This is a genomic window from Mycobacterium sp. 134, assembly GCF_048282715.1.
Classification (GTDB): Bacteria; Actinomycetota; Actinomycetes; order Mycobacteriales; family Mycobacteriaceae; genus Mycobacterium; species Mycobacterium septicum.
Window position 1 is genome coordinate 5,160,540 of the sequence record NZ_JBLVUN010000008.1, and the last position, 23,708, is coordinate 5,184,247.

General features: G+C 64.9%; 21 protein-coding genes and 1 pseudogene. 9 read left to right on the forward strand and 13 right to left on the reverse strand.

What is annotated here, in order from left to right:
• Nucleotides 1-294: 294 nt before the first annotated feature.
• The 3 genes from ACNQVK_RS29435 to ACNQVK_RS29445 all read right to left on the reverse strand — a co-directional run bounded on the left by ACNQVK_RS29435 (nt 295) and on the right by ACNQVK_RS29445 (nt 2,540).
• A complete protein-coding gene (locus tag ACNQVK_RS29435; protein ID WP_418032346.1) occupies nt 295-828 on the reverse strand; it encodes a hypothetical protein in 534 nt (177 codons plus the stop codon).
• Nucleotides 829-1,537: 709 nt separating this feature from the next.
• Complete coding sequence (locus tag ACNQVK_RS29440) at nt 1,538-1,711, reverse strand: hypothetical protein (protein WP_154660293.1); 174 nt, start codon at nt 1,709-1,711, stop codon at nt 1,538-1,540.
• A 202-nt stretch (nt 1,712-1,913) separates the two neighbouring features.
• A complete protein-coding gene (locus ACNQVK_RS29445; protein WP_418032347.1) occupies nt 1,914-2,540 on the reverse strand; it encodes a TetR/AcrR family transcriptional regulator in 627 nt (208 codons plus the stop codon).
• A gap of 240 nt (nt 2,541-2,780) precedes the next feature.
• Between ACNQVK_RS29445 and ACNQVK_RS29450 the strand changes: the two genes are divergently transcribed.
• From ACNQVK_RS29450 to ACNQVK_RS29460, 3 genes and pseudogenes are all read left to right on the forward strand, one after another.
• A complete protein-coding gene (locus ACNQVK_RS29450) occupies nt 2,781-2,966 on the forward strand; it encodes a (2Fe-2S)-binding protein (protein WP_418032348.1) in 186 nt (61 codons plus the stop codon).
• A 121-nt stretch (nt 2,967-3,087) separates the two neighbouring features.
• A pseudogene (locus ACNQVK_RS29455) lies at nt 3,088-3,264 on the forward strand (IS1380 family transposase); the annotation flags it as partial.
• 116 nt (nt 3,265-3,380) lie between these two features.
• Nucleotides 3,381-4,784 carry an IS1380 family transposase gene (locus tag ACNQVK_RS29460; protein WP_065204061.1) on the forward strand — a complete coding sequence of 468 codons (1,404 nt, stop codon included), beginning with the start codon at nt 3,381-3,383 and terminating at the stop codon, nt 4,782-4,784.
• A gap of 135 nt (nt 4,785-4,919) precedes the next feature.
• On the opposite strand, the gene ACNQVK_RS29465 is transcribed toward ACNQVK_RS29460, so the two are convergent.
• Nucleotides 4,920-7,076 carry a molybdopterin-containing oxidoreductase family protein gene (locus tag ACNQVK_RS29465; RefSeq protein ID WP_418032349.1) on the reverse strand — a complete coding sequence of 719 codons (2,157 nt, stop codon included), beginning with the start codon at nt 7,074-7,076 and terminating at the stop codon, nt 4,920-4,922.
• Between the two features lie 284 nt (nt 7,077-7,360).
• Here ACNQVK_RS29465 and ACNQVK_RS29470 point away from each other — a divergent pair, with 284 nt between their 5' ends.
• Nucleotides 7,361-7,900, forward strand: coding sequence for a VOC family protein (locus ACNQVK_RS29470; protein ID WP_418032350.1), 540 nt, complete (start codon nt 7,361-7,363; stop codon nt 7,898-7,900).
• 70 nt (nt 7,901-7,970) lie between these two features.
• Here the strand turns inward: ACNQVK_RS29470 and ACNQVK_RS29475 are convergent, their stop codons facing one another.
• The 3 genes from ACNQVK_RS29475 to ACNQVK_RS29485 are packed head-to-tail and all read right to left on the reverse strand — an operon-like array spanning nt 7,971 to nt 10,261.
• A complete protein-coding gene (locus ACNQVK_RS29475; protein WP_418032351.1) occupies nt 7,971-8,264 on the reverse strand; it encodes a putative quinol monooxygenase in 294 nt (97 codons plus the stop codon).
• Nucleotides 8,265-8,274: 10 nt separating this feature from the next.
• Entirely contained in the window at nt 8,275-9,336 is a 1,062-nt protein-coding gene (locus tag ACNQVK_RS29480; RefSeq protein ID WP_016895231.1) for an IS630 family transposase, read from the reverse strand.
• Nucleotides 9,337-9,379: 43 nt separating this feature from the next.
• Nucleotides 9,380-10,261, reverse strand: a complete 882-nt coding sequence (locus ACNQVK_RS29485; RefSeq protein ID WP_418032352.1) for an SDR family NAD(P)-dependent oxidoreductase — start codon at nt 10,259-10,261, stop codon at nt 9,380-9,382.
• 140 nt (nt 10,262-10,401) lie between these two features.
• On the opposite strand from ACNQVK_RS29485, the gene ACNQVK_RS29490 reads away from it, so the two are divergent.
• The 3 genes from ACNQVK_RS29490 to ACNQVK_RS29500 all read left to right on the forward strand — a co-directional run bounded on the left by ACNQVK_RS29490 (nt 10,402) and on the right by ACNQVK_RS29500 (nt 15,085).
• Entirely contained in the window at nt 10,402-11,136 is a 735-nt protein-coding gene (locus ACNQVK_RS29490) for a beta-phosphoglucomutase family hydrolase (protein WP_418032353.1), read from the forward strand.
• A gap of 7 nt (nt 11,137-11,143) precedes the next feature.
• Nucleotides 11,144-13,510, forward strand: coding sequence for a glycoside hydrolase family 65 protein (locus ACNQVK_RS29495; RefSeq protein WP_418034414.1), 2,367 nt, complete (start codon nt 11,144-11,146; stop codon nt 13,508-13,510).
• A 117-nt stretch (nt 13,511-13,627) separates the two neighbouring features.
• Nucleotides 13,628-15,085: a catalase gene (locus ACNQVK_RS29500; protein WP_418032354.1), complete on the forward strand. Its 1,458-nt coding sequence runs from the start codon at nt 13,628-13,630 to the stop codon at nt 15,083-15,085.
• On the opposite strand, the gene ACNQVK_RS29505 is transcribed toward ACNQVK_RS29500, so the two are convergent.
• The gene (locus tag ACNQVK_RS29505; RefSeq protein ID WP_418032355.1) at nt 15,082-15,666 is read right to left on the reverse strand and encodes a TetR/AcrR family transcriptional regulator; all 585 of its coding nucleotides are present in this window, start codon (nt 15,664-15,666) and stop codon (nt 15,082-15,084) included. The two genes, ACNQVK_RS29500 and ACNQVK_RS29505, sit on opposite strands and share 4 nt — an antisense overlap.
• A 73-nt stretch (nt 15,667-15,739) precedes the next feature.
• Between ACNQVK_RS29505 and ACNQVK_RS29510 the strand changes: the two genes are divergently transcribed.
• Nucleotides 15,740-16,639 carry a TauD/TfdA dioxygenase family protein gene (locus tag ACNQVK_RS29510; protein ID WP_418032356.1) on the forward strand — a complete coding sequence of 300 codons (900 nt, stop codon included), beginning with the start codon at nt 15,740-15,742 and terminating at the stop codon, nt 16,637-16,639.
• 1 nt (nt 16,640) lies between these two features.
• On the opposite strand, the gene ACNQVK_RS29515 is transcribed toward ACNQVK_RS29510, so the two are convergent.
• Both ACNQVK_RS29515 and ACNQVK_RS29520 read right to left on the reverse strand, forming a co-directional pair.
• Nucleotides 16,641-18,569 carry a YhgE/Pip family protein gene (locus tag ACNQVK_RS29515; RefSeq protein ID WP_418034416.1) on the reverse strand — a complete coding sequence of 643 codons (1,929 nt, stop codon included), beginning with the start codon at nt 18,567-18,569 and terminating at the stop codon, nt 16,641-16,643.
• A gap of 55 nt (nt 18,570-18,624) precedes the next feature.
• The gene (locus ACNQVK_RS29520; RefSeq protein ID WP_418032357.1) at nt 18,625-19,362 is read right to left on the reverse strand and encodes a hypothetical protein; all 738 of its coding nucleotides are present in this window, start codon (nt 19,360-19,362) and stop codon (nt 18,625-18,627) included.
• A gap of 58 nt (nt 19,363-19,420) precedes the next feature.
• Between ACNQVK_RS29520 and ACNQVK_RS29525 the strand changes: the two genes are divergently transcribed.
• Nucleotides 19,421-20,035: a TetR/AcrR family transcriptional regulator gene (locus tag ACNQVK_RS29525; protein WP_234941143.1), complete on the forward strand. Its 615-nt coding sequence runs from the start codon at nt 19,421-19,423 to the stop codon at nt 20,033-20,035.
• Between the two features lie 4 nt (nt 20,036-20,039).
• Here the strand turns inward: ACNQVK_RS29525 and phoU are convergent, their stop codons facing one another.
• The 3 genes from phoU to ACNQVK_RS29540 all read right to left on the reverse strand — a co-directional run bounded on the left by phoU (nt 20,040) and on the right by ACNQVK_RS29540 (nt 23,697).
• Entirely contained in the window at nt 20,040-20,699 is a 660-nt protein-coding gene (gene phoU / locus ACNQVK_RS29530) for a phosphate signaling complex protein PhoU (protein WP_418032358.1), read from the reverse strand.
• A 67-nt stretch (nt 20,700-20,766) separates the two neighbouring features.
• Nucleotides 20,767-22,503, reverse strand: coding sequence for a GMC oxidoreductase (locus ACNQVK_RS29535; RefSeq protein WP_418032359.1), 1,737 nt, complete (start codon nt 22,501-22,503; stop codon nt 20,767-20,769).
• A gap of 66 nt (nt 22,504-22,569) precedes the next feature.
• Nucleotides 22,570-23,697: a GuaB3 family IMP dehydrogenase-related protein gene (locus ACNQVK_RS29540; protein WP_418034418.1), complete on the reverse strand. Its 1,128-nt coding sequence runs from the start codon at nt 23,695-23,697 to the stop codon at nt 22,570-22,572.
• Between the last annotated feature and the right edge of the window lie 11 nt (nt 23,698-23,708).

Below are 23,708 nucleotides of genomic sequence, written 5' to 3' on the forward strand. Positions count from 1 at the left end.
CCCCGTCAGGACGCTTATCGAAGTTCGGCGGGACATATTGTTGGGAGACGGCCCGCTCTCTCGAGTCATCGTGCCCGCCAGGATCGTCAAAGATTTTGACGACCGTCGAGGCGGGAAGAAGCGACCCCGCCCGAGTCTCGAGGGCAGCCTGGTCACTCTAGTGAGATCTTCCGAGGCCACCGCCTCACCGAACCGGGTGAATCCGCAGATGTCACCGCATCCGACCGCGACCTCGCGAGCATCAGGGGTAGCTCGCGGCGCTTGCGCCAGTTCGATTCCGGACGAGGTCAGTCGCTACTGGTCACACACACGCGACCGCTCAATCTGACTGGCCCAGCGCTTGACTCGCTGTTGCGACGGTCCGTACACCCACGCGGTGTTACGGGCTCGGATACCGACCCCGACATTGGAGAGTTCCTGCCACAACCGGTAGAAGGGCTCGCCCTGGTAGATCGGGAAGTACATGTCGCCGGCGAAATCCTGACTGATCGTCAGGGCAGTTGTCCTCGGGGTCAGGAAAGCGACGGCCTGTTCGACGTTTGTGGCCACGTTGTCGGCCTGGGCCTGAATGGTGCCGACCGTCCAATCATTGTTGGCCTGAAGCAGATTGAATCCGAACTTGTCCATCTGGTCCCGCAGGTCTCGAAACCGCGCATTGAACCACTGGCACATCTCCCGCTCTGCGTTGATGTCGGCGTCGGTCACGTTCTTGCGGGTCTGATCATAGGGATACGGGAACTGTGGGGCCCAGTTACTGGCGGTCGGGACGAACTCCGGCATCAACGGAGGCGGAGCGTCCGACGGATCCGCGCTCGCCGGTGTTCCCATTGCAACGCAGACCGCCGCCAGGACCATCAGGCCGGAGAGCGCTCCGGGTACGCGACGGCTCGCACTACGCCGCCGTGACCGATCATTCATTCGGAACCTCCGAAGTTAAAATGTTCCAACGCATTTCGGTCTCACACGCGTAGGCGCACCGAACCGGTATGGTCACCATCCCCGTTCGATCAACTTTCGTGCCACGAACGTCTGGGATCCGCCGAGAATCATCGGCAGGGCCTCGGAGATCGGCAAGGCAAACCCCAACTCCCCGTCGTTAAAGCATCGCGCCCGTGCGCCGTACGGTCCCGGCATCACCGCAAGCGTGCCACCGCCGGACTCGCACTCATCCGCCACACAGGGATCACGGAAGCACCATGTCCACGGGCCCTGGGCGGTGTCGAAACACAGCTCGATGTAGTCGGACCGAGCCGGACAACGCCGGACACACTGGAGCGTAACCGGTATCAGCGACTCGTCCTTCAACTGAAAATCACGACAACACGGGGACTTCGTCATGCCTCACCCATCCCTTCCCGCACATGCCGGCCGGTACGGCGGCGACGTGTCCGCACCGCACCGGCTGCGTCACTTTCCGAAGCGCTTGTGACACATCTGACATGTGTAGATGTCAGTTTGCCTCCGACCGCACCCGGCGTCAAGTACCTCGCAGAATTCGCCGCTACGCGGGCCGATGGACCTCAGCCGACCGCTGCACTCAAGCGCGAACCAGAACAACCGTGATGCGTTCGCCGGTTGGCAGCGTGATGGCGTTCGTGTACCGATTGATCGGAATCACCGTTCCGAGCAGCCGCTCGAAATGCCGCGCATCACGTTCGGTTGCAAACAGATTCGCGTGCTCTGGCTGGTCACTGCGGATTGCGTTCCACATTTCATGCACACTCATTCCATCGCATCAGAACCGACCGCCCGTGTTGACGGCTCGCCGCCACCGGGATCACCGGCCGAAGATGTGATCTATCTGACAAGAATGTATGTCAGTTTAGGAACGGACCTCTCGCTCGTCAAGCATTGGGCGAACATCCGATCTCGACAGTCACCCGGCGCGCGTACCGAGGTGGCCGAAAGCCAGGTCAGGGAAGGTTCATCCGCCAGTACAGTCCGACGAGAAAATCAGCGAGCTCCTCGGCCGAGATGTCGAGAAGCCCCTCCGCCCAGGAGATCAGAAGCTCCGAAGCGGCGCCCGACATCGAGAACGCTCGCAGCCTGGACTCTGCAGGGCCGCTGCCGAGGTCGCCGATTCCGGACTCTGACCACCTGAAGAAGTTTTGTGCGGCACGGATGAGTATGTCGTGCCTTCGGGAGCCGGCCCGTCCGCCCTTGCCGAGCGCCTCCACAAAGACAATCCGGATCATCCGGGGATCGGCAGCGAGCGATTCAACAGAAGTGCGTAGTCCGGTCGATACCCGGGAGATTCCGTCCTCAGGCGCCTTGAGGACCGCGGCCTCTACGTCGGTCTCGATCGCGTCCATGGTGACCTCAAGGACCGCATCGAACAGTGCTCCCAGGTCGCTGAAGCTCTCGTAGAAGTACCGCTCGGTCAATCCCGCTTCGACCACAACGTCTTTGACCCGGACCGCAGAGGAGTCGCCCGATCCGAACAGGTTCATGCCCGCTTCGATCAGCTTCCGGCGCCGCTCGGCGATTCGCTGTTCACCCGTCACCCCGCCGTACACACGGCTGGCCCCCGAAGCCGACACCCTTCACTCTCCTACCCGGTCACACACGTCCAGTTCATTGCTGACAATCGATCTTGCCAGACTGGCCCGGATCCGTACGGCGTCCATCGAAGGATTGTTCAGCTAAGTGGAATGATATATTGTCAGATCTGTGACCGGGCTCACCACGCGAATCTCGCCTGCGCTACTTGATCCGGACCAGAGTGCCCACACCGCTACACATCCGGCAGTGCTTGAGCCGGTTGCACCGGAGCATCGCTGATGTATGTCTGCCTCTGTCACGGCATCACCCGGCAAACCGTCGTCGCGGCGATGCACGACGGTGCCTCGACAACCAGGAAGGTGGTCACCGCAACAACTGCAGGCTCCGACTGCGGGCGCTGCCGGCGCCACATCCAGGAGATCATCAAATCGGAATCGCCCTGGGCCGGAGCCGTCCGCCCTTAGCCTTGATCCACCGATGAATGGGCTGGTTGTTGGGGTGTCGGAATGAGGAAAGTGCCCTCTGAGCTGGAAAGATTGGTGTTCTCTACGCAACAATCCGACCAGCACAAGAAAGGCACTTCCAGTGCGAGTGTCCCACACGTTCGGTCCCGACTCCGCGGTGTTCGACGAGGACAACCTCGTGTCGTGCGCCGGGCTGGTCCCGGTGATGGCCCTGGCCGAGCAAGCTGGCCTGACACGGTTGTTGGACAACACAATTCACATCAGGTCGTCTCGGGTCAAGTCCGGGGCGGCTAACCCTCGATCCACCGATGAATCGCCTGTTCGGAGGGTGTTGATGTAAGGAAAGTGCCCTTTGAGCTGGGATGATTGGAGTTACCACACTTCGATCAGCCCACGTTCAGAAAGGCGCTTCCGGTGCAAGTGTCCCATAGGTTCGCCGTGTCGTCGGCGGTCTTCGATGATGCACATCTCGTGTCGTGCGCCGGGCTGGTGCCGGTGATGACCCTGGCCGACCAGACCGGTCTGTCGCAGCTATTGGCCGACAAGATCCGGTTCACCTGTGAGCGGATCCGTTCGGCCGCGGCCCATCCGTCACCGAAGCTGACCACGCTGATCGCCGGGATGTGCGCCGGCGCGGACAGCATTGATGACCTAGACGTTGTGCGCTCGGGTGGGATGAAGACCCTCTTCGGTGGTGTGTACGCCCCGTCGACGATCGGAACCTTATTGCGGGAGTTCACCTTCGGGCATGCCCGCCAGCTCGAATCTGTCCTGCGCGAACACCTGGCCGCGCTGTGCGGGCGTGTCGATCTGTTGCCCGGCGCCGACGGACGGGCGTTCATCGACATCGACTCACTACTACGCCCGGTCTACGGGCACGCCAAGCAGGGCGCCAGCTACGGACACACCAAGATCGCCGGCAGGCAGATCCTGCGCAAAGGCCTCTCACCGTTGATCACCACGATCAGCACCGACCACGGTGCGCCGGTGATCGCCGGGGCGAGGTTGCGGGCGGGCAAGGCCAACTCCGGCAAGGGCGCAGCCCGCATGATCGCTCAAGCGGCCGCTACCGCCCGTGCTGCCGGGGTCACCGGGCAGATCCTGGTGCGTGGCGATTCGGCCTACGGCAATAGCACCGTGGTCACCGCCTGCCACCGAGCAGGTGTCCGGTTCTCGCTGGTGCTGACCAAGACCGCAGCAGTTGCCGCCGCCATTGACGCAATTCCCGAGACCGCGTGGACCCCGGTGAACTATCCCGGTGCTGTGCGTGACCCCGACACCGGCGCCTGGATCTCCGATGCCGAAGTCGCCGAAACCACCTACACAGCCTTCGGTTCCACCAAGACTCCGGTGACCGCCCGGTTGGTCGTGCGCCGGGTCAAAGACGCGCGGTTCCTCGATGCGCTGTTTCCGGTGTGGCGGTACCACCCGTTCTTCACCAATTCCGACGAACCCGTCGACGCCGCTGACATCACTCATCGCCGCCACGCCATCATCGAAACCGTGTTCGCCGACCTCATCGACGGACCTTTGGCGCACATGCCCTCGGGGCGGTTCGGCGCGAACTCGGCCTGGATCCTGTGCGCCGCGATCGCCCACAACCTGCTGCGCGCCGTCGGCGTCCTGGCCGGAGGTGCCCACGCGGTCGCCCGCGGGGCGACACTGCGCCGCAAGATAATCACTATCCCGGCCCGCCTGGCCCGTCCGCAACGCCAACCTATCCTGCACCTACCAGCGCACTGGCCCTGGACAGAGCACTGGCTCACGTTGTGGCGCAACACCATCGGCTACAGCCCACCAGAAATCGCCACCACCTGACCATATGCCGAAAGGCCCGACCGGAGCGCACAGGAACAGCTGGACAGACCAGCAGATACCCCCTGCCCGCGACCAGGACCAGCCCTCAACAGCCCAGCGAGGCACACCTACCCCAATTCATCAGTGGATCGAGGCTTAGACCGCGCGCTCCACCCGGACCGGTATTCCGTTGAGGACCGACATTCCGGCCAGCTTCTCCAGATCTTCCGGTCGGCTGGAGGCGAGCAGATTCGATGAGACACCGCCGGCCGCATTGGCGCGCTGCCAGCCGCCCTGATGCCCCCACCCGTGCGGCAGTGCCACGGTGCCGTCGGTCATATCGGCGGTCACGGTCACCGGAACCCGCACCGACCCGGTGCTGGAAGTGACTCGGGCCTGATCACCTTCTGCCAGGCCCACGGAGGCGGCATCGGCCGGACTGATGCGCAGAGTCAACGTGCGTGATGGTGGCATCAGTCGTTCGGTGTTGTGCATCCACGAGTTGTGTGAACGCATCTCGCGCATACCGACCAACCGCAGCGGATAGCCCGGCCGGTCCACCGGCTCTGCTTCGACCCGCGACAATTCAGACAGAATGCGCGGATCAGTCAGCGGGATCTTGTGGTCGTCCGTCGCGATAACGGACTCCAACCGCCCCAGCGGCTGATACTCGTGCAGCACCACGCCGTGTGGCGCCCGCTCGCGCAGCTTGCGCCAGGACCATCCCGACGAGCGAAGCCCGAACAGGTCGCCGCCTTTGCCGATGCGGAGCAACAGGTCACCCATCGCTCTCGGACCGACGCGAACGCCGACCCGAGCCAACTGACGCTGGATCCATGCCGAATCGGCACTGCCCAATCCCATCCGGCGCGCGATTTCGTCCAGGATCTCCCACTCCGGTCGGCATTCGCCGACCGGTTCCACGACGGCTTCGGTCACCTGCAGTGACGGCCTGATCATCTTGTCGGCGAACGGGAGCGGCATGTCCTCCCGCTCGTACATGCTGGTCACCGGGAGGATGTAGTGCGCGTACCGATTTGTCTCGTTGACGTAGAGATCCATCGAGATCAGAGTCTCGAGTTCGGCCAGCGCACTTCCCAGGCGCATACTGTCCGGGCTCGTCATCACCGCGTTCGAGGCGATGAGCACCATCGCGCGGATCCGGCCGCTACCCGGAGTCGTGATGTCGTCCGCCAATGCGTTGTTCGGCAGCATTCCGAATGCATCAGGCAAACCGGCGACGCGGGTATGGATCTGGCCGTAGCTTGCCAGTTTTGACTTCTCGGCCAGTTCCGCCATGGGAATTGGCCCCCAAGGAACGATCCATCCGCCGGACCGCTGGAGATTGCCGGTGAAGATATTGACCATGTCCTGCAGGATGTTGACGAAAGTACCGAACTTCTGTGTGCACGTGCCGGTCCGGCCGTAGACCACCGCCGCGCGCGCGTTGCCGATCGCTTCGGCCAGCTCCACGACGGTGGCCGCCGGTACGCCGGTGACCGGTTCCGTCCTCTCGGGGGCGAACCGGTCGAGGATCACCCTCCACTCGTCGAACCCGGTCGTCCAGTTCTGGATGAACTCCCGGTCGTAGAGGCCACGTTTGACGATCACGTGCAGAACCGACAGCAGAAACCATGGATCGGTGCCGGCACGGATGGCGATGTGTTCGAAGGCCTTGGCAGTTTCGGTTTTTCGGGGATCGACGACGAACACCCGCCCGCCTCGGTCGACGACTCCGGTGATGTGCTCACGAATGCGCGGGTCGGAGAACAGGCTGCCCTTCGAGACCCACGGGTTGGCACCGATCAGCACCAATACATCCGTGCGGCGATAGTCGGGTACCAGCATCGCTGCACATTGGCCGTAGAGGATCTTCGTCGCCGCTATCCTGGAGGCCCCGTCCTCGGAGTTGATTCCGTAGTACCAAGGCGTACCGATCGCCTTCTGGAAGCCCTTCGACCAGACGGCCGCCGAGTAGCTGAAGGCCATGGGATTACCGATGGTGAGCGCAATCGAATCCTTGCCGCGGTCACGCCGGGTCTTGGAAAGCCGCGCCGCGATGTCCGCCAACGCCTGTTCCCACGTCGTCGGCTCGAACTCCCCCGGGCCCCCTACCCGTCGCAGCGGAACCGTCACGCGGTCGGGGTCGTTGACCACCTGGTGCATACCAACACCTTTGGTGCAGGTGAACCCCTTGCTGATCGGGTTGTCCTTGTCTGCTCGCAGTCCGGTCAGCCTCCCGTCCTCGACGGTGGCGATCAGGCCGCACAGGGCCTCACAGATTCGGCAGTAGGTGATCTTCTCTTCTCGCACTGGTACTCCCCGCCTTGCCGTCGCGACCGGCATGCCTGACGTCGTGTAGGCATCGTCAAACCTGATGCGCCCGAATGCTCTTCGCATTCCGGACGGTCTCGGATGTGGGCATGTTCTTCATCTGCCATGACTCGATGTCAGATTAACAGGGCCGGGCCGCAGCGCTACCCCAAATCGGGCACTTCCGCGCGCGAGAACGTTCTCCACTTCTGACATATTCACATGTCAGATTGGTGTACGTTGGGCGCAGAACACCACCGCACACCAAGAAGAAAGGCAAGAAAGTGCTGGTAGCAAAGCAGTACAACCAGATCGCGTGGGTCGTGGACGACCTCGACAAGGCGATCCAACAGTGGCAGCAGACGGCCCAGATCGGTCCGTTCTTCGTCGGTTCGCACGTGGGTGGCATCTTCACCGAAGCGACTCATCGAGGTCGTCCGGCCGATATCGACATCAGCTGCGCCATCGCCCAGGCCGGTGGCGTCCAGATCGAACTCATCAAGCAACATGGCAGCGCGCCGTCGCCTTACCGAGATGTCTTCGCAGAGGGCGAAAGCGGCCTCCACCACATCTGCAGTTTCGTCGATGACCTTGACGCCGAATGTCGTAACTATCAGGAGCAGGGCTTCGAGGTCATCATGCGTGCAGTCGTCGCGGGCCAGACGCCGGTCGCCTACGTCGACACTCGCCCGATGCTCGGGTGCATGACCGAGCTGATGGGGCGAGAGGGCCTCGCGGTCCAGATGTTCGCGGCCTCAGCGGCGGCCGCGGAGGGTTGGGACGGAACCGATCCCGTCCGCGATCTGTCGTCGTTGATGTCCTGAACTGCGGGCCCGGGGCGCCGAACTGTGAGCTGTAGTCAGCCACAGGTCGGCGCCGCCTCCTTGCTCGTAACTACAGTCCGATCGGATCGAAGAACTGCAGCTTGGGCTGCCCCTCGATCATGTCGGCTATCTCGTTCATGACGCCGGATTCCATGCGCCACTTGAAGTAGCTCTCGTAATCCTCTCGGCTGTTCCACTTCTCCATCACCAGGATGTGAGCCGGGTTGTCCTGATTGCGGACGAATTCGATACAGACACAACCCTTATAGGGCCGGGTGTCCGGAAGGATCTTCACCATGAAATCACGGAAGTCGCCGTAGCGGCCGTCCTTGATCGTCAATTCCATGATCGCTTGAACCGTCATCGCACACCCCCTAGTGTCGCGCGTCTGAATTTGTTTTACGGGCGTGGGGCAGGATTTCGTCGGCGGTCTTGGTCCACACGAATGGGTGGCAACGTTGGTTCCAACCGTCGATGAATGCGCCGATGGCTGCGATGAGTTCTTTGACGCTGTCGAACGATCCCCGGCGGATCGCTTGGCGGGTGATGATCGAGAAGAACACTTCGACCATGTTCAGCCAGGAACCTGATGTCGGGGTGAAATGCAGTGTCACACGCGGATTCTTGGCTAGCCACGCGTTGATGTCCGCATGCTTGTGGGTGTGGTAGTTGTCGCACACCACATGTAGCCGGCGCCTCGGATACGCCCGGGCCACGGTCTTGAGGAAGTCGAGGAACTCGGCTTTGCCGTGACGTTCATAGCAGCGGTCGGTCACTTTCCCGGTCGCGATCTCCAGTGCCGCGAACAGGGTCGCGGTGCCGTTGCGCTGGTAGTCGTGTGTGGCCTTCTCTGGCAGACCCGGGCGCATCGGCAGGATCGGTTGGGTCCGGTTCAGTGCCTGAATCTGCGATTTTTCGTCTACGCACAAAACGATCGCTTTCTCGGGCGGGTTCAGATACAGCCCGACGACGTCACGAACTTTGGCTTCCAGTTCGGGGTCGGTGGAAAACTTGAACGTCTGGCGGCGCCACGGTTTGACCCCGTAGCGTCGCCACGCCCGGGCCACGGTGGCATCCCCGACGCCGAGGTACTTACCCAGCAGACGACTCGACCAGTGCGTCACCGCCAACGAATCCGGCGGCGGATCGAGTGTGGCCGCCAGGATCGCCGCGTCATCGACAGTCTTAGGTCGACCACTACGGGGTTCATCGTCCAGACCGTCAATGCCTAACGCGGCGAACCGATCCCGCCACTTGATCACCGTCGGCCGCGACACCCCCACCAGTCGGGCCGCTCCCGACGTGCCCGCACCATCGCCCACGGCCAACACGATCCGGGCCCGCTCAACATGGCCGGCAGGCATCGTCGAGGACCGTGTCCACGACTGCAATGTCGCACGATCCTCATCACTGATCACCAACGCAGATGACGGCATACACCATCATCGCACACTGTAAACTAATTAATGACGCGCGACACTAGGTGGTCACGGGGCTGACGCCCTGCGCCAGGATTCGGGCGGTGTTGTCGGGACCATGCCGATTGTCGAATCCCTCGAAGGTCTCGCGGATCTCGGTGTGCACCGCATCGACGAGCGGCCACCAGTCGCCGTGGGTGATGATCAGGAACTGACCTTGTTGCATGGCCTCGAGCACCTGCTCCCCCACACGGTCGGGATCCGCACCCTGCGCCAAGAGAGCGTTGTTGCCTTCCACCGCCGCGGTGTTCACCTCGGTGCCGAGCAGCTTGGCCTCACCCTCACCGGATGACTCACTGATCCGGGTATTCACCGTGCCGGGGCACAGCACCGAGACGCCGATATCGGTACCTTGCAGTTCAGTTCGCAGCACCATCGAGAGACCGAAGCTCGCGAACTTGGCCGACGAATACGCACCGACCAGGGCCATCGGCACGATGCCCGCCATCGAGGCCGTATTGACGATATGCGCGCGACCACCGCGGCTCTTGAACCGAGGCAGAAACGTCGACAGGCCGAGGAACTGCCCTTCGACGTTGATTCGGTAGACCCAGCGCCAGACGTCCAGCGATGTCTCGTCGAGTGCGGCACCACCGTTGGCCCCGGCGTTGTTGCACAGGATGGAGATCGGCCCGAGTGCCGCTTCGGCCCGATCAGCAGCCGCTGCCCACTGGTCTGGGTCTGTCACGTCGAGCGGCACCGCCACCACCGTTCCGCCGGCGTCGGTCAGCTCCTTCACTGCCTTCGCCAGTCGCGCAGTGTCGATGTCGGCGAGCGCCACCTTCGCGCCCGCGGCTACCAACGCTCGCGCCATACCGAGTCCCATCCCCGACGCCGCACCGGTGACGAATGCTGCTTGTCCTGTTGGCCATGTTGTAGTCATGACATCCACCGTACTTGATCTGACACGACTACATGTCAGAATTGGGATCGCGGGCCGCCGCGCAGCTCACGGCCGAATCCGGACACACTCACGCAGCGATTGCGCATGATGGAGTGGACGTCGGCGAAAGAGAGGTGCCCATGCCGGGCCTGCCCGAGCAGATCACCGCCTGCCTGTTCGACCTCGATGGTGTGCTGACCGACACGGCCAGCGTGCACAAGAAGGCGTGGAAGGCCATGTTCGACGAGTACCTAAAGGCACGGGCCGAACGCACCGGAGAACCGTTCACACCTTTCGACATCGACAGCGACTACCTGCGCTACGTCGACGGCAAGCGCCGACAGGACGGCGTGCGGTCGTTCCTGTCGAGCCGGGGAATCGAACTACCCGAGGGCACACCGGACGACGGCACCGACGCCGGCACCATCGAGGGCCTGGGCAACCGGAAGAACGCGATGTTCCACGAGACTCTGAAAGAAGACGGCGTCGAGGTGTTCGAAGGATCGCGCCGCTATCTGCAGGCAGTGACGGATGCGGGGTTGCGCCGGGCCGTGGTGTCCTCCAGCGCCAACACCGAGGAGGTACTCAAGATCACCGGGCTCGACAAATTCATCGAACAACGGGTGGACGGCGTGACGCTACGAGAGGAGAACCTGGCGGGCAAACCGGCTCCGGACAGCTTCCTGCGCGCCGCCGAACTCCTCGGCGTCTCCCCCACGCAGGCCGCTGTGTTCGAAGACGCATTGGCCGGGGTCGCAGCCGGCCGCGCGGGGAAATTCGGTTTCGTGGTGGGTGTGGACCGCGTCGGGCAGGCCGAGCAGCTGCGCCGCAACGGCGCCGACGTCGTCGTCACCGACCTGGCGGAGTTGATCTAGCGCCATGATGATCACCCACGACGCGTACCCGGTGGAACCGTGGCAGGTGCGCGAAACCCGTTTGGACCTCAATCTGCTGGCGCAGTCCGAATCGCTGTTCGCACTGTCCAACGGCCACATCGGCCTACGCGGCAACCTCGACGAGGGCGAACCGTACGGCCTGCCCGGGACCTACTTGGCCGGGTTCTTCGAGGTGCGCCCACTCCCGTACGCCGAAGCCGGATTCGGCTACCCCGAGGCCGGGCAGACCGTTGTCGACGTGACCAACGGCAAGGTGCTGCGACTGCTGGTAGACGACGAGCCCTTCGACGTACGCTACGGCGACCTCATCGACCATGAACGGACCCTGGATCTGCGGGCCGGCACGCTGACACGCCTCGCCCACTGGCGCTCTCCGGCAGGCAAACAGATCAAGGTGGTGTCCACCCGCCTGGTGTCCTTCGCCCACCGCGGCGTCGCCGCCATCGAGTACATCGTCGAGGCTCTCGACGAATTCGTCCGGGTGACAGTGCAATCCGAACTCGTCACCAACGAAGACCAACCCGAGACAACTGGTGATCCCCGGGTCTCGGCGGTGCTCAAACACCCGCTGCGCGCCGTGCACCACGAAAACACCGACAGCGGCGCGCTTCTGGTACACCGCACTGTCGGCAGCAACCTGATGATGGCTGCCGCGATGGACCATGACGTCGAGGTGCCCGGACGCGTCGAGGTCAGCACAGACGCCCGCGACGACCTGGCCCGGACCACCGTCATCTGCGGGCTGCGAGCCGGGCAGAAGCTGCGCATCGTCAAATACCTCGGCTACGGATGGTCGAGCCTACGTTCGCGTCCCGCCCTGCGCGATCAGGCTGCCGGCGCCATCACCGGCGCCCGCTACAGCGGGTGGCAGGGATTGTTGGACTCCCAGCGCGCCTACCTCGACGAGTTCTGGGACTGCGCCGACGTGGAGGTCGAGGGTGACCCGGATTGCCAGCAGGCGGTGCGATTCGGGTTGTTCCACGTGCTGCAGGCCAGCGCCCGCGCGGAACGGCGCGCCATCGCGGGTAAGGGGCTGACCGGCACGGGTTATGACGGCCATGCCTTCTGGGACACCGAGGGTTTCGTGCTGCCGGTACTGACCTACACCAAGCCCCAGGCGGCTGCCGACGCGTTGCGGTGGCGGGCCTCCACGCTGGACCTCGCCCGCGACCGCGCGGCGCAGCTCGACCTGAAGGGCGCCAGTTTCCCGTGGCGCACGATCCGGGGCGAGGAGTGCTCGGCCTACTGGCCTGCGGGCACCGCCGCATGGCACATCAACGCCGACATCACGGCTGCGTTCGAGCGCTATCGCGTTGTCACCGGGGATGATTCGCTGGAGAAAGAATGCGGCCTGGGGGTCCTGGTGGACACCGCCCGGCTGTGGATGTCGCTGGGACACCACGACCGCCATGGGATCTGGCATCTGGATGGCGTGACCGGACCTGACGAATACACCGCGGTGGTGCGCGACAACGTCTTCACCAATCTGATGGCAGCACACAACCTGCGGGTCGCCGTCGATGCCTGCACACGTCATCCGGAGGCGTCCTACTCGATGGGTGTGACCACCGAGGAGACCGCGGCCTGGCGCGACGCCGCCGACGCCGCCCACATCCCCTACGACGAGGAGTTGGGTGTGCATCCGCAGTGCCAGGGCTTCACCACCCTGGCCGAATGGGACTTCTCTGCCAACACCACCTATCCGCTGCTGCTGCACGAGCCGTATGTGCGGCTCTACCCGGCCCAGGTGCTCAAGCAGGCCGATCTGGTGCTGGCGATGCAATGGCAGAGTCACGCGTTCACCCCGGAACAGAAGGCCCGCAACGTCGACTACTACGAGCGGCGCACCACCCGGGACTCGTCGCTGTCCGCCTGCACCCAGGCGGTGATGTGCGCCGAGGTCGGCCACCTCGAGCTGGCCCACGACTACGCCTACGAGGCCGCGCTGATCGACCTCCGAGATCTGCACCAGAACACCCGCGATGGCCTGCACATGGCCTCGCTGGCCGGTGCATGGACGGCGTTGGTGGCCGGATTCGGCGGGTTGCGCGACGACGAGGGCATCCTGTCGCTGAATCCGCACCTGCCCGATGGCATCTCGTGCCTGCGTTTCCGGTTGCGATGGAAGGGATTCCGGGTGACGGTGCAGGCCAACCACCGTGACGTCACCTACACCCTGCGCGACGGGCCCGACGGGTCGTTGACCATCCGTCACGCCGGCGACGACGTGGTGCTGAAAACGAGTGGGCCGACCACCGTCAAAGTGGCGCCCCGGCATCCGCTGCTGCCGCCTCCGCCACAGCCGCCCGGGCGCGAACCCGTCCGCAGGCACGTCGGCCACGCTGAAAGGTAAGGGCCAGCCCGCGCCGAGTGTGGATTCGAGCGGCACTGGGTACTCGGCTCCCGTACGTCTCAGCGGTCGCATCGCCGTGCGCGGTGCTCCCCGCTGATCAGCGAAAGGAGCGACGGGGTGACCGGTACCCAGCCCAAGCCGACAACCACCGACGCCGGAATTCCGGTATACAGCGACGAACACTCGTTGACGATCGGTCCGGACGGACCGATCCTGCTGCAGGACCACTATCTGATCGAGCAGATGGCGATGTTCAACCGGGAGCGCATCCCGGAGCGCCAGCCGCACGCCAAGGGCGGCGGCGCATTCGGTCACTTCGAGGTGACCAGCGACGTCAGCGCCTACACCAAGGCCGCACTGTTCCAGCCCGGCGTCAAAACCGAGACATTGACCCGATTTTCGACCGTGGCCGGCGAGCGCGGCAGCCCCGATACCTGGCGTGACCCCCGTGGGTTCGCCACGAAGTTCTACACGACCGACGGCAACTTCGACATGGTCGGCAACAACACCCCGGTGTTCTTCATGCGTGACCCGTTGAAGTTCCAGCACTTCATCCGGTCCCAGAAGCGCCGCGCCGCCGATAATCTGCGTGACCACGACATGCAGTGGGATTTCTGGACCCTGTCCCCCGAATCGGCCCATCAGGTGACGTGGTTGATGGGCGATCGTGGCATCCCGCGCGACTGGCGCCATATGAACGGCTACTCCAGCCACACTTACAGCTGGGTCAATGCCGCCGGGGAGATCTTCTGGGTCAAGTACCACTTCAAGACCGACCAGGGCGTCGAGTTCCTCACCCAGGAGGAGGGTGACGAGATGGCCGGCATCGACGGCGACGCCCACCAGCGCGATCTGTATGACTCGATCGAGCGCGGCGAGTTCCCGACCTGGTCGTTGAAGGTGCAGATCATGCCGTTCGAGGAGGCCAAGGACTATCGGTTCAACCCGTTCGATCTGACCAAGGTGTGGCCGCACGGCGACTATCCGCTGATCGACGTCGGCACTCTGCGGCTGGACCGCAACGTCACCGATTACCACACCGAGATCGAGCAGGCTGCCTTCGAACCGAACAACCGGGTGCCCGGCACGGGCCTGAGCCCGGACAAGATGCTGTTGGCCCGCGATTTCTCCTACGCCGATGCCCATCGCCACCGGTTGGGGACCAACTACAAGCAGATCCCGGTGAACGCGCCGAAGGTCGAGGTCAATAGCTATTCGAAAGACGGCGCCATGCGGATCAAGAACGTCTCCGACCCCGTCTACGCCCCGAATTCGTACGGCGGCCCGCAGGCCGACCCGGCCCGCACGGGTGAATCGCTGTGGCGTGCCGACGGTGAGATGGTCCGCGCGGCCTACACGCTGCACGCCGAGGACGACGACTGGGGCCAGGCCGGGACGATGGTGCGCGACGTGCTCGACGACGCGGCGCGGGCCCGGCTGGTCTCGAACATCGCCGGCCACCTCTCGAAGGGCGTTTCCGAGCACGTCCTGGAACGCGCGTTCGAGTACTGGAAGAACGTCGACAAACAGCTCGGCGAGAAGGTCGAATCGTCGGTCCGCAGCGGGGCTGACTAGTCCTTGGGCGTGGCGCCGGGATCGAGGATCTGTGCGATCTCGGCGCTCACGGCGGCGCGCACGTCGCCGTCGCTTATCGGATCCAGGCCGGCTGACGACCGAAGGAACGGTTCAAAGAATCGCCAACCGAGTTGCAGGGCAACGGCGTTGGCGACTGCGAGCCGTCCGCTGCGTTCATCTTCGAAGCGCGGCAGCACCTCCCCGAGCAGCCTCGTGACCCCTGGAAATCGGGTCTGCAGTTGGCCGATCGGGTAACCATCCAGCAGGGCCCGGGCCATCACGCGCAGATGCCGGTCCATGTTGCGCTCGATCTCGTCGGCGGGTCCACCGTCGTCCAACAGCGCGGTGAGCCGGGCACCGAGATGGTCGAGCACGGCGCCGACCAACTGCTCCTTGGTGCCGAAGTGCCGGTAGATCAACCCGTGGTTGACGTTCGACCGGGCGGCGATGTCACGGATTGACGTGGCTGATACTCCGCGCTCGGCGAACAGCTCGGCGGCCGCGGACAGAGCGGCCGCCACCACCTCGTCCTTGCCGACCGGACCAGTCGAAGCTTTGGCCGGTGGCGCCCCTGTAGTCATGTGGCTACACTAGCTCACATGCAGGTGTAGTCACTTGACTACAGTTGTTCCCACCAGCGAAAAGGACAAGCCGATGACCGCTTCCACTACCGCTCCCGTCACCGTCAAGAAGCTCGGCAGCCGCATCGGCGCCCGTATCGACGGGGTCCAGTTGGGCGGGAGTCTCGACGAGGGCACCGTCGCCGAGATCCGGCGCGCGCTGCTGGAGCACAAGGTGATCTTCTTCGGCGGCCAGCACCACCTCACCGACGAAGAGCACCACGCCTTCGCGCGGCTGCTGGGCAAGCCGGTCGGCCACCACGCGCTCAAGCAGGCCGATGCGCCGATCATCACCCCGCTCGACTCCGAGTACGCCAAGGCCACCCGCTGGCACACCGACGTCACATTCGTGCCCGACTACCCCGCCATCTCGATCCTGCGCGCGGTGACGCTGCCCGAATACGGCGGATCCACCCTGTGGGCATCGACCGCTGCCGCATATGAGCAGCTGCCGGCTCCGCTCAAGGCCCTCACCGAGAACCTGTGGGCGGTGCACAGCAATCGCTTCGACTACGCAGCAGCGCCGGTTGCCACGCTCTCCGAGGAACAACAGCTGATGCGGGCCGCGTTCGAGAAGCCCGATTTCCGTACCGAGCACCCGGTGGTCCGGGTGCATCCGGAGACCGGCGAGCGCACCCTGGTGGCCGGCGACTTCACCCGCGGCTTCCTCGGCCTGGACAGCCACGAATCCGCGACGCTACTGGAGTTGTTGCAGCGACGGATCACCGTTCCGGAGAACACCATTCGCTGGAACTGGGCACCCGGCGACGTCGCGATCTGGGACAACCGGGCCACCCAGCACCGCGCCGTCGACGACTACGACAACCAGCGCCGGGTGATGCACCGCGTGACGCTTTCCGGTGACGTGCCCGTCGACATCCACGGGCAGCGCAGCCGGCCGCTCGCGGATGCCGCTCTGCTCCAGGCGGTCTGATTCACATCTTGATCGCCGGCATCAGCCGAATGATGTTCCACAGCCGATTACGTCGGGCCGACAGCGACGAGATGGTCAGGGCACCGACCCAGATCACCAGCAGAGTAATGATCGCCTGCCAGAGCCGGTGATCGATACCACCGAGGATGAGCTGACGTAATCCGTTGACACCGTAGGTCATCGGGTCGTAGTTGTGGAACGCCTGGAACGGCCGTGACGTGGTCTCCACCGGATACATCCCGCCTGCGCTGACCAACTGGAGCATGAGCAGGGCCATCAGCAGCACCCGACCCACCGCGGGGCCGACGAATGCGTTGATCGCCTGTGTCGCCGCCACGAAGGTGCACGAGATCAGCATCATGAAGCCCAGCATCGCGACCGGATGTGCCACCTGCATGCCCAGGGCGAACCGCACCACGCAGTACAGGATGATGGCCTGGAATATCCCGATCACCGCGGCGGGCACGTAGCTGGCGAGCACCACTCGGATCGCCAGTACCTCCGCGGCGATCGGGCGGTTCTGCAACGGACGCAACACCATCCACAGCACGAGCGCTCCGAAGAACAGGGCGAGCGTGATGAAGAACGGCGCCATCCCGGTGCCGAAGTTCGGCGCGGCGTTCTCGGCCGAGTTCTGCAGGTGGACCGGGCCGCCGATGGTGTCGGCGATCGCTTCCTTCTGCGCGGGTGTCCAATCGGGCACCTGGCCGGCACCGTCGGCGAGCTTGGTCGCCAACTCGGCCGATCCGGACCGCAATTGCGAGGTACCGGATTTCAGCTGCCCGGCACCGGTGTCGAGTTTGGCTATGCCGCTGGCCAATTCGGCGTTGCCGGAGGCCAGTTGCTGAGCTCCGCTGCGCAGCTGGTTCAGCTTGGCGTTGAGATCGGAGTTCTTGCTGCCGACCTGATCGAGCGCGGAGTTCAGCGGGCTGCCGGGGTTACGCAACGACGACGTCATCGAGATCGCCGCATTCTCCGCATCGGTGAGCTGTTGGCGGATTTGCGGGGTGAACTGATGGGCCCGAAGATCATCCTGGACACCGCGCAGCGTTCCGGCGGCATTGCTGGCGATCGGATCCGGGCTGGCCGACAGTTGATCGATCACCGACGTCAGCGCCGTCGCAGCGGAATCCTGCGCCCCGGTGATGGCGCCGATCTGGTCATTGGCCTGCCGCAGCGCAGCGGTGCCGTCTTCCAGTTTCTGGGTGTCTCCACCGACCTTCGACAGCGCCGAGGTCACCGCGACCAGCGGGTCAGTGGCCTTGGTGATCCCGTCGGAGAGTTGCTTGGCGCCGGTGGCCAGCTGGGCCGAGCCGGACCGGGCGCTGTGAAGCCCGGTTGCCAGCTGACCGGCGCCGTCGTCGACTTTCACTGCCCCGTCGGCGAGTTGGGCCGCACCGTCCGCGGCCTGCTTGATCCCGGCGCCCGAGCTGACCACGACCGAGAGCACCTGGTTGACCGCCTGGCCCGAGATCCGCGTCGAGACCGCGTTGAGCACCTGGTCGATCGCGGTGCGGCCGATGTTCGACGAGATGTAGTTGTTGGCGTCGTTGTAGACCGCATTCAGGTTGGCCTGCTTGGGGTTCCCGGTCAGCGGTGATGCGATCGCCTCACTGAAATCGGCCGGAAGCTCAAGCATGAAGTAGTACTGGCCGTGCTCGACGCCCCTACGCGCCTCGTCGTCGTCCACCACATGCCAGTTCAGGCTCGCATCGTCGGTCAGACTCTTGGCGATCTCGGCACCGACATTGACGTGCTGGCCCGAAACCACCGCGCCCCGATCGGCATTGACGAGTGCCACCGGCATCTTGTCGACCTGGCCGAAGGGGTCCCAGTAGGCCCAGAGGTACAGCGCGCCGTATACCAGCGGCAGCAGCATCAGCACCACGATCGCGGCACGGGTCATCCGGCTGCGGCCGAAGCGTTTGATTTCCGAGCCGAAGGCGAGCCGGCAGCCGGGGCGCCGAAGTTGAGTCCAGCAAACATCATTCGTTCTTTCCGGTCAGGATGCGGTGATCGTGCAGACCGTGGTCGGGGGCTTCGACACCGAGCGGATTGGTCACGCCGACAACAACAGTGCGCTGAGTGGCGATGGCGCCGAGGCGCTCGACGGCAATCGCCCGGCGCGAGTTGTCCCTTACCTGTTCGAGGTCGCCGACCACCAGGATCGGACGATTCGAGAACAAGGCCAGGGTGACTTTCAGCAGGAACAGGTCGAGATCGGACAGTTCGCTGATGTAGGTCTCGGCCGCGGGCGGCGTCAGTTCTCCGAAGACCTCACGCAGTGCGGATTCGCCGGCCTCGATCGGAACCCGTCGATACCACGGGGCAAGCCACCGGCGCTGCTCGGCGAGCACCGTCTGCACGGTGACCGAGTCCTCCAGCTCGTCGATGTCGGCGAACGCCGCGATTGCGCAGTGTCGCCGGATCGCTCGGGGGACGGTTTCGCCGCAGACCGTCACGGTGCCGCGGGTGGGCTTGAGCCGTCCGGCCAGCGTGAGCAGCAGCGCGGTCTGACCCCAGCCGCCGGGCATCTGAATGGCGTGGAATCCCGGCGTGAGCTCGAGGTCGATGTTCGAGAACAACGGTCCGTGCTCGCCGTCCACCCCCAACCCGGCCGTGACGATCTGCGGCGCGCCCTGCGCGGCGCCCGCCTCGGGCGCCTCGGTCGCGTCGTCCCCCTCGGACGCCCGGGTGTCCTCGGCGTCGTCCTGATCTTCCATCTCCGACCTTTCGATACTCACTGGTATCCAAACGATACCAGCGAGTATTGTGTTCCCCATGTCGGCTGTCAAACCCGCCCGGACCCGTCCCACCCGCGACGAGGTGCGCGACCGGATCCTCGACGCAGCGCTCAAGGTTTTCGCGGCCGAAGGGTTCGCCGGCGCCACCATCGACGCCATCGGTCACGCCGCGGGATTCACCAAAGGCGCGGTGTACTCCAACTTCGAGTCCAAGGACGAGTTGTTCCTGGCCCTGCTGGACCGGCAGTTCGAGAGTCGCGGCGCCCTCATCGCAACCGCCCTCGACAGTGGGCACGGCGACACCGCCGCGATCGCCGCGGCATTGAGCAGGTCAACGCTGGATTCGATACACGATCAGACCGAGTATCAGATCGTGCTGACCGAGTACTGGCTGCGTGCGGTCCGAGATCCCCAGCTGCGCGAACGCCTGGTGGCGCGCCGCCGCGCGGCTGCCGATCAAGCGCTGCGCATCGTCGAACAGGCCGGCACGTCCCTGCCTGGTCACCAACTGTCGGCACTCGCCCAGCTGGTGGTCACCATCATCTCCGGCATTGCCACCGAGGAGGTGCTGCAACCGGGGACTGTCGATGTCGACACACTCACCCGGCTGTTCACCGCACTGCTCGAATCCAGTCCAGCTCCCGGCCGATAACCGCTCAGGCCAGCTTCTTGTGCAGCGGCCGCCCGCCGGTTGCCTCGAAGATGACCCGCTTGCCGATCTCGACGGCGTGATCGGCGAACCGCTCGTAGTAGCGGCCCAACAGTGCGACGTCGACAGCCGAGCACACCCCGTCGTCCCACTGACGGTCCAGCAGCAGGGTGAACAGGTGGCGATGCTCGGCGTCGACGGCGTCGTCCTCGTCGCGCAGGCGTGCGGCGGCGTCGGGATCGCGCGACACCAGCACCTCCTGCGCGGTGCGCGCCAACTGCACGGCCTGGGCACCCATCTCGGCAAAACTCGCCCGCACCTCGTCCGGCAGCGCGCATTCGGGATGGCGCAACCGGGAGATGTCGGCGACATGCACCGCGAGCGCGCCCATGCGGTCGATATCGGCGGCGATGTGCATCGATCCGACGACGGTGCGCAGCTCACCGGCGACCGGCTGCTGCAAGACCAACAGCCGGAACGCCGACCCCTCGATGCGGTGGTTGTAGGCGGCGATGTGTTCGTGGTCGGCGATGACCTGCTCGGCCAGCGACAGATCGGAGTCGAGCAAGGCCGCATTGGCCCGCTGCATCGCACTGACCGCCAGCGCGCACATCTCGGCGAGTTGAGTGGACAGTGCCGCCAACTCGTCGTGGAACGCCTTCCGCATTCGCCACACCCCTCCCGGCCGGACCTCGCCGCCCGGCGAGGGTTAGGTACCCGGAATGGGGCGGGACCTAACCGCCCGAGTTGACGGGTTGGATCGGCAGCCTCCGCAGTCCGGCGGGCGCCTCGGCCGGCACCACAGGGTGCGCGGGTGCGATCGGCGCCAGTTTCCGGTACGGCTCATTCTGCGCCGGGCGCTCGTCGTTCTGCCCGTTGTTCGGCCACAACGATGCGGCGCGCTCGGCTTGCGCGGTGATCGACAGCGACGGGTTCACCCCGAGGTTCGCCGAGATCGCGGCGCCGTCCATGACGTAGAGCGTCGGGTAGTTGTACACGCGCTGATACGGGTCGATGACGCCGTGGTCGGCGCTGTCGCCGATGGCCGCCCCGCCCAGGAAGTGAGCGGTGAGCGGGATGTTGAACAGCTCGCCCCAGGTGCCGCCCGCGACCCCGTCGACCTTCTCCGCCATCCGCCTGGTGAACTCGTTCCCTACCGGGATCCACGTCGGGTTCGGCTCGCCGTGCCCCTGTTTGGACGTCATGACCCGCTTGCCGCCGGGTCCACGCTTGGTGAAGGTGGTGATCGAGTTGTCCAGATGCTGCATCACCAGGGCGATGACCGTCCGTTCACTCCACCGCTGCGGGTTGAGCAGACGGATCAGCTTGCCCGGATCCTGGCGACCCTGTTCGAGGAACTGCCGCCAGCGGGGCACGTCGGTGCCCTGCGGCCCGGTGCCGTCGGTCATCAGCGTCTGCAGCAGCCCCATCGCGTTGGAGCCCTTGCCGTAGCGCACCGGCTCGACGTGAGTGTCGGCGGTGGGATGCACCGAGGAGGTGATGGCCACGCCGTGGGTCAGATCCATGCCGGGTGTCACCGTGAGGGTCTGCGCACCGACGATGGACTCGGAGTTGGTGCGGGTCAGCACGCCGAGTTTGGCCGAGAGCTTGTTCAGCTTGCCGGTATCGCGCATCTTGAACAGCAGCTTCTGGGTGTTGTACGTCCCGGCCGCCATGATCAGGTGCGTCGCGGTGAAGGTCTTGCGGCGACGACGCAGCTTGCTGCCGGTGCGCACGGTGGTGACCTCCCACAGGCCGTCGGCACGCTGCTCGAAGCTCGTCACCGTCGTCATCGGATGTACTTGTGCCCCAGCCGATTCCGCCAGCCCCAGGTAGTTCTTGACGAGCGTGTTCTTGGCGCCGTGGCGACAACCGGTCATGCATTCGCCGCACTCGATACACCCGGTGCGGGCCGGTCCGACACCACCGAAGAACGGGTCGGGCACGGTCTTGCCCGGTGTCATCTCGCCGTCGAGGCCGAAGAACACCCCGACAGGCGTGGCGACGAAGGTGTCCCCGCAGCCCATGTCGTCGGCGACCTCTTTGACGATGCGGTCCGCGTCGGTGAAGGTCGGGTTCTTGACCACACCGAGCATGCGCTGAGCCTGGTCGTAATGCGGCATCAGCTCGGCACGCCAGTCGGTGATGTCCTTCCACTGCGGATCGTTGAAGAACGGGTCCGGCGGCACGTACAGGGTGTTGGCGTAGTTCAGCGATCCACCGCCCACGCCCGCACCGGCCAGGATCATCACATTGCGCAGCAAGTGGATGCGCTGGATGCCGTACATGCCCAACTGCGGCGCCCACAGGAACTTGCGCAGGTCCCACGAAGTCTTGGCGAAGTCCGGGTCGGTGAACCGTTGGCCGGCTTCGAGTACACCGACCCGATAGCCCTTCTCAGTCAGCCGCAGCGCACTCACGCTGCCGCCGAACCCCGAACCGATCACCAAGACGTCGTAGTCAGGCTTCATGTGATCAGTATGACGCTACCGATAGGTAACTTCTAGACAGGAGGCCCTAACTTGTAAAGACGAGCTTCAGCTCCCGACGGTCAGGCCGACCTTCTGGAACTCCTTGAGATCGCAGTACCCGGCTTTGGCCATCGACCGGCGCAGGCCGCCGACCAGGTTCAACGACCCGAACGGATCGTCGGACGGCCCGTTGAGCACCTGCTCCAGGCCGGGACGCTCCCCGACCGCCACCTGCAGCAGGGCACCGCGTGGCAGCGACGGGTGCGCCGCCGCGGACGGCCAGAACCAGCCGCCGCCCTGCGCTTCGTCGGCCACGGCCAGCGGCGTGCCGAGCACCACGGCGTCGGCGCCGCAGGCGATCGCCTTGGCCAGATCACCGGAGCTGTGGATATCGCCGTCGGCCAGCACATGCACGTAGCGTCCGCCGGTCTCGTCGAGGTACTCACGACGCGCGGCGGCCGCATCGGCGATCGCGGTGGCCATCGGCACGCTGATGCCCAGCACCTCGTCGCTGGTGGTCACACCGGCAGTGGAGCCGTAGCCGACGATCACGCCCGCCGCGCCGGTGCGCATCAGGTGCAGGGCGGTGCGATGGTCGAGCACGCCGCCGGCCACGACCGGCACATCGAGCTCGGAGATGAACGTCTTCAAGTTCAGCGGCTCGCCATCGGACGCGACGCGCTCGGCGGAGATGATGGTGCCCTGGATGACCAGCAGGTCGATCCCGGCGGCCACCAGGATCGGGGTCAGCGCCTGGGCGTTCTGCGGGCTGACCCGCACCGCCGTGGTCACCCCGGCCTCACGGATGCGGGTCACCGCGGCGCCGAGCAGCTCGGGATCCAGCGGTGCGGCGTGCAGCTGCTGCAGCATCCGGATGGCGGCCGCGTCGTCGGATGCCGTCGCGGCGACGTCGCGGACCTGCGCGACCTTCTCCTCGACATCGGCGTGCCGGCCGATCAGACCCTCGCCGTTGAGCACACCGAGCCCGCCGAGCCGGCCCATCTCGATCGCGAACTCCACCGACACCAGCGCGTCGGTCGGGTGGGCGACGACCGGAACCTCGAAGCGGTAGGCATCGAGCTGCCAGGCCGTCGACACATCCTTCGAGGAGCGAGTGCGCCGCGAGGGCACGATGGTGATGTCGTCGAGTTCGTAGGTGCGCCGGGCGGTTCTGCCCATGCCGATTTCAACCATGTCGCGCATGA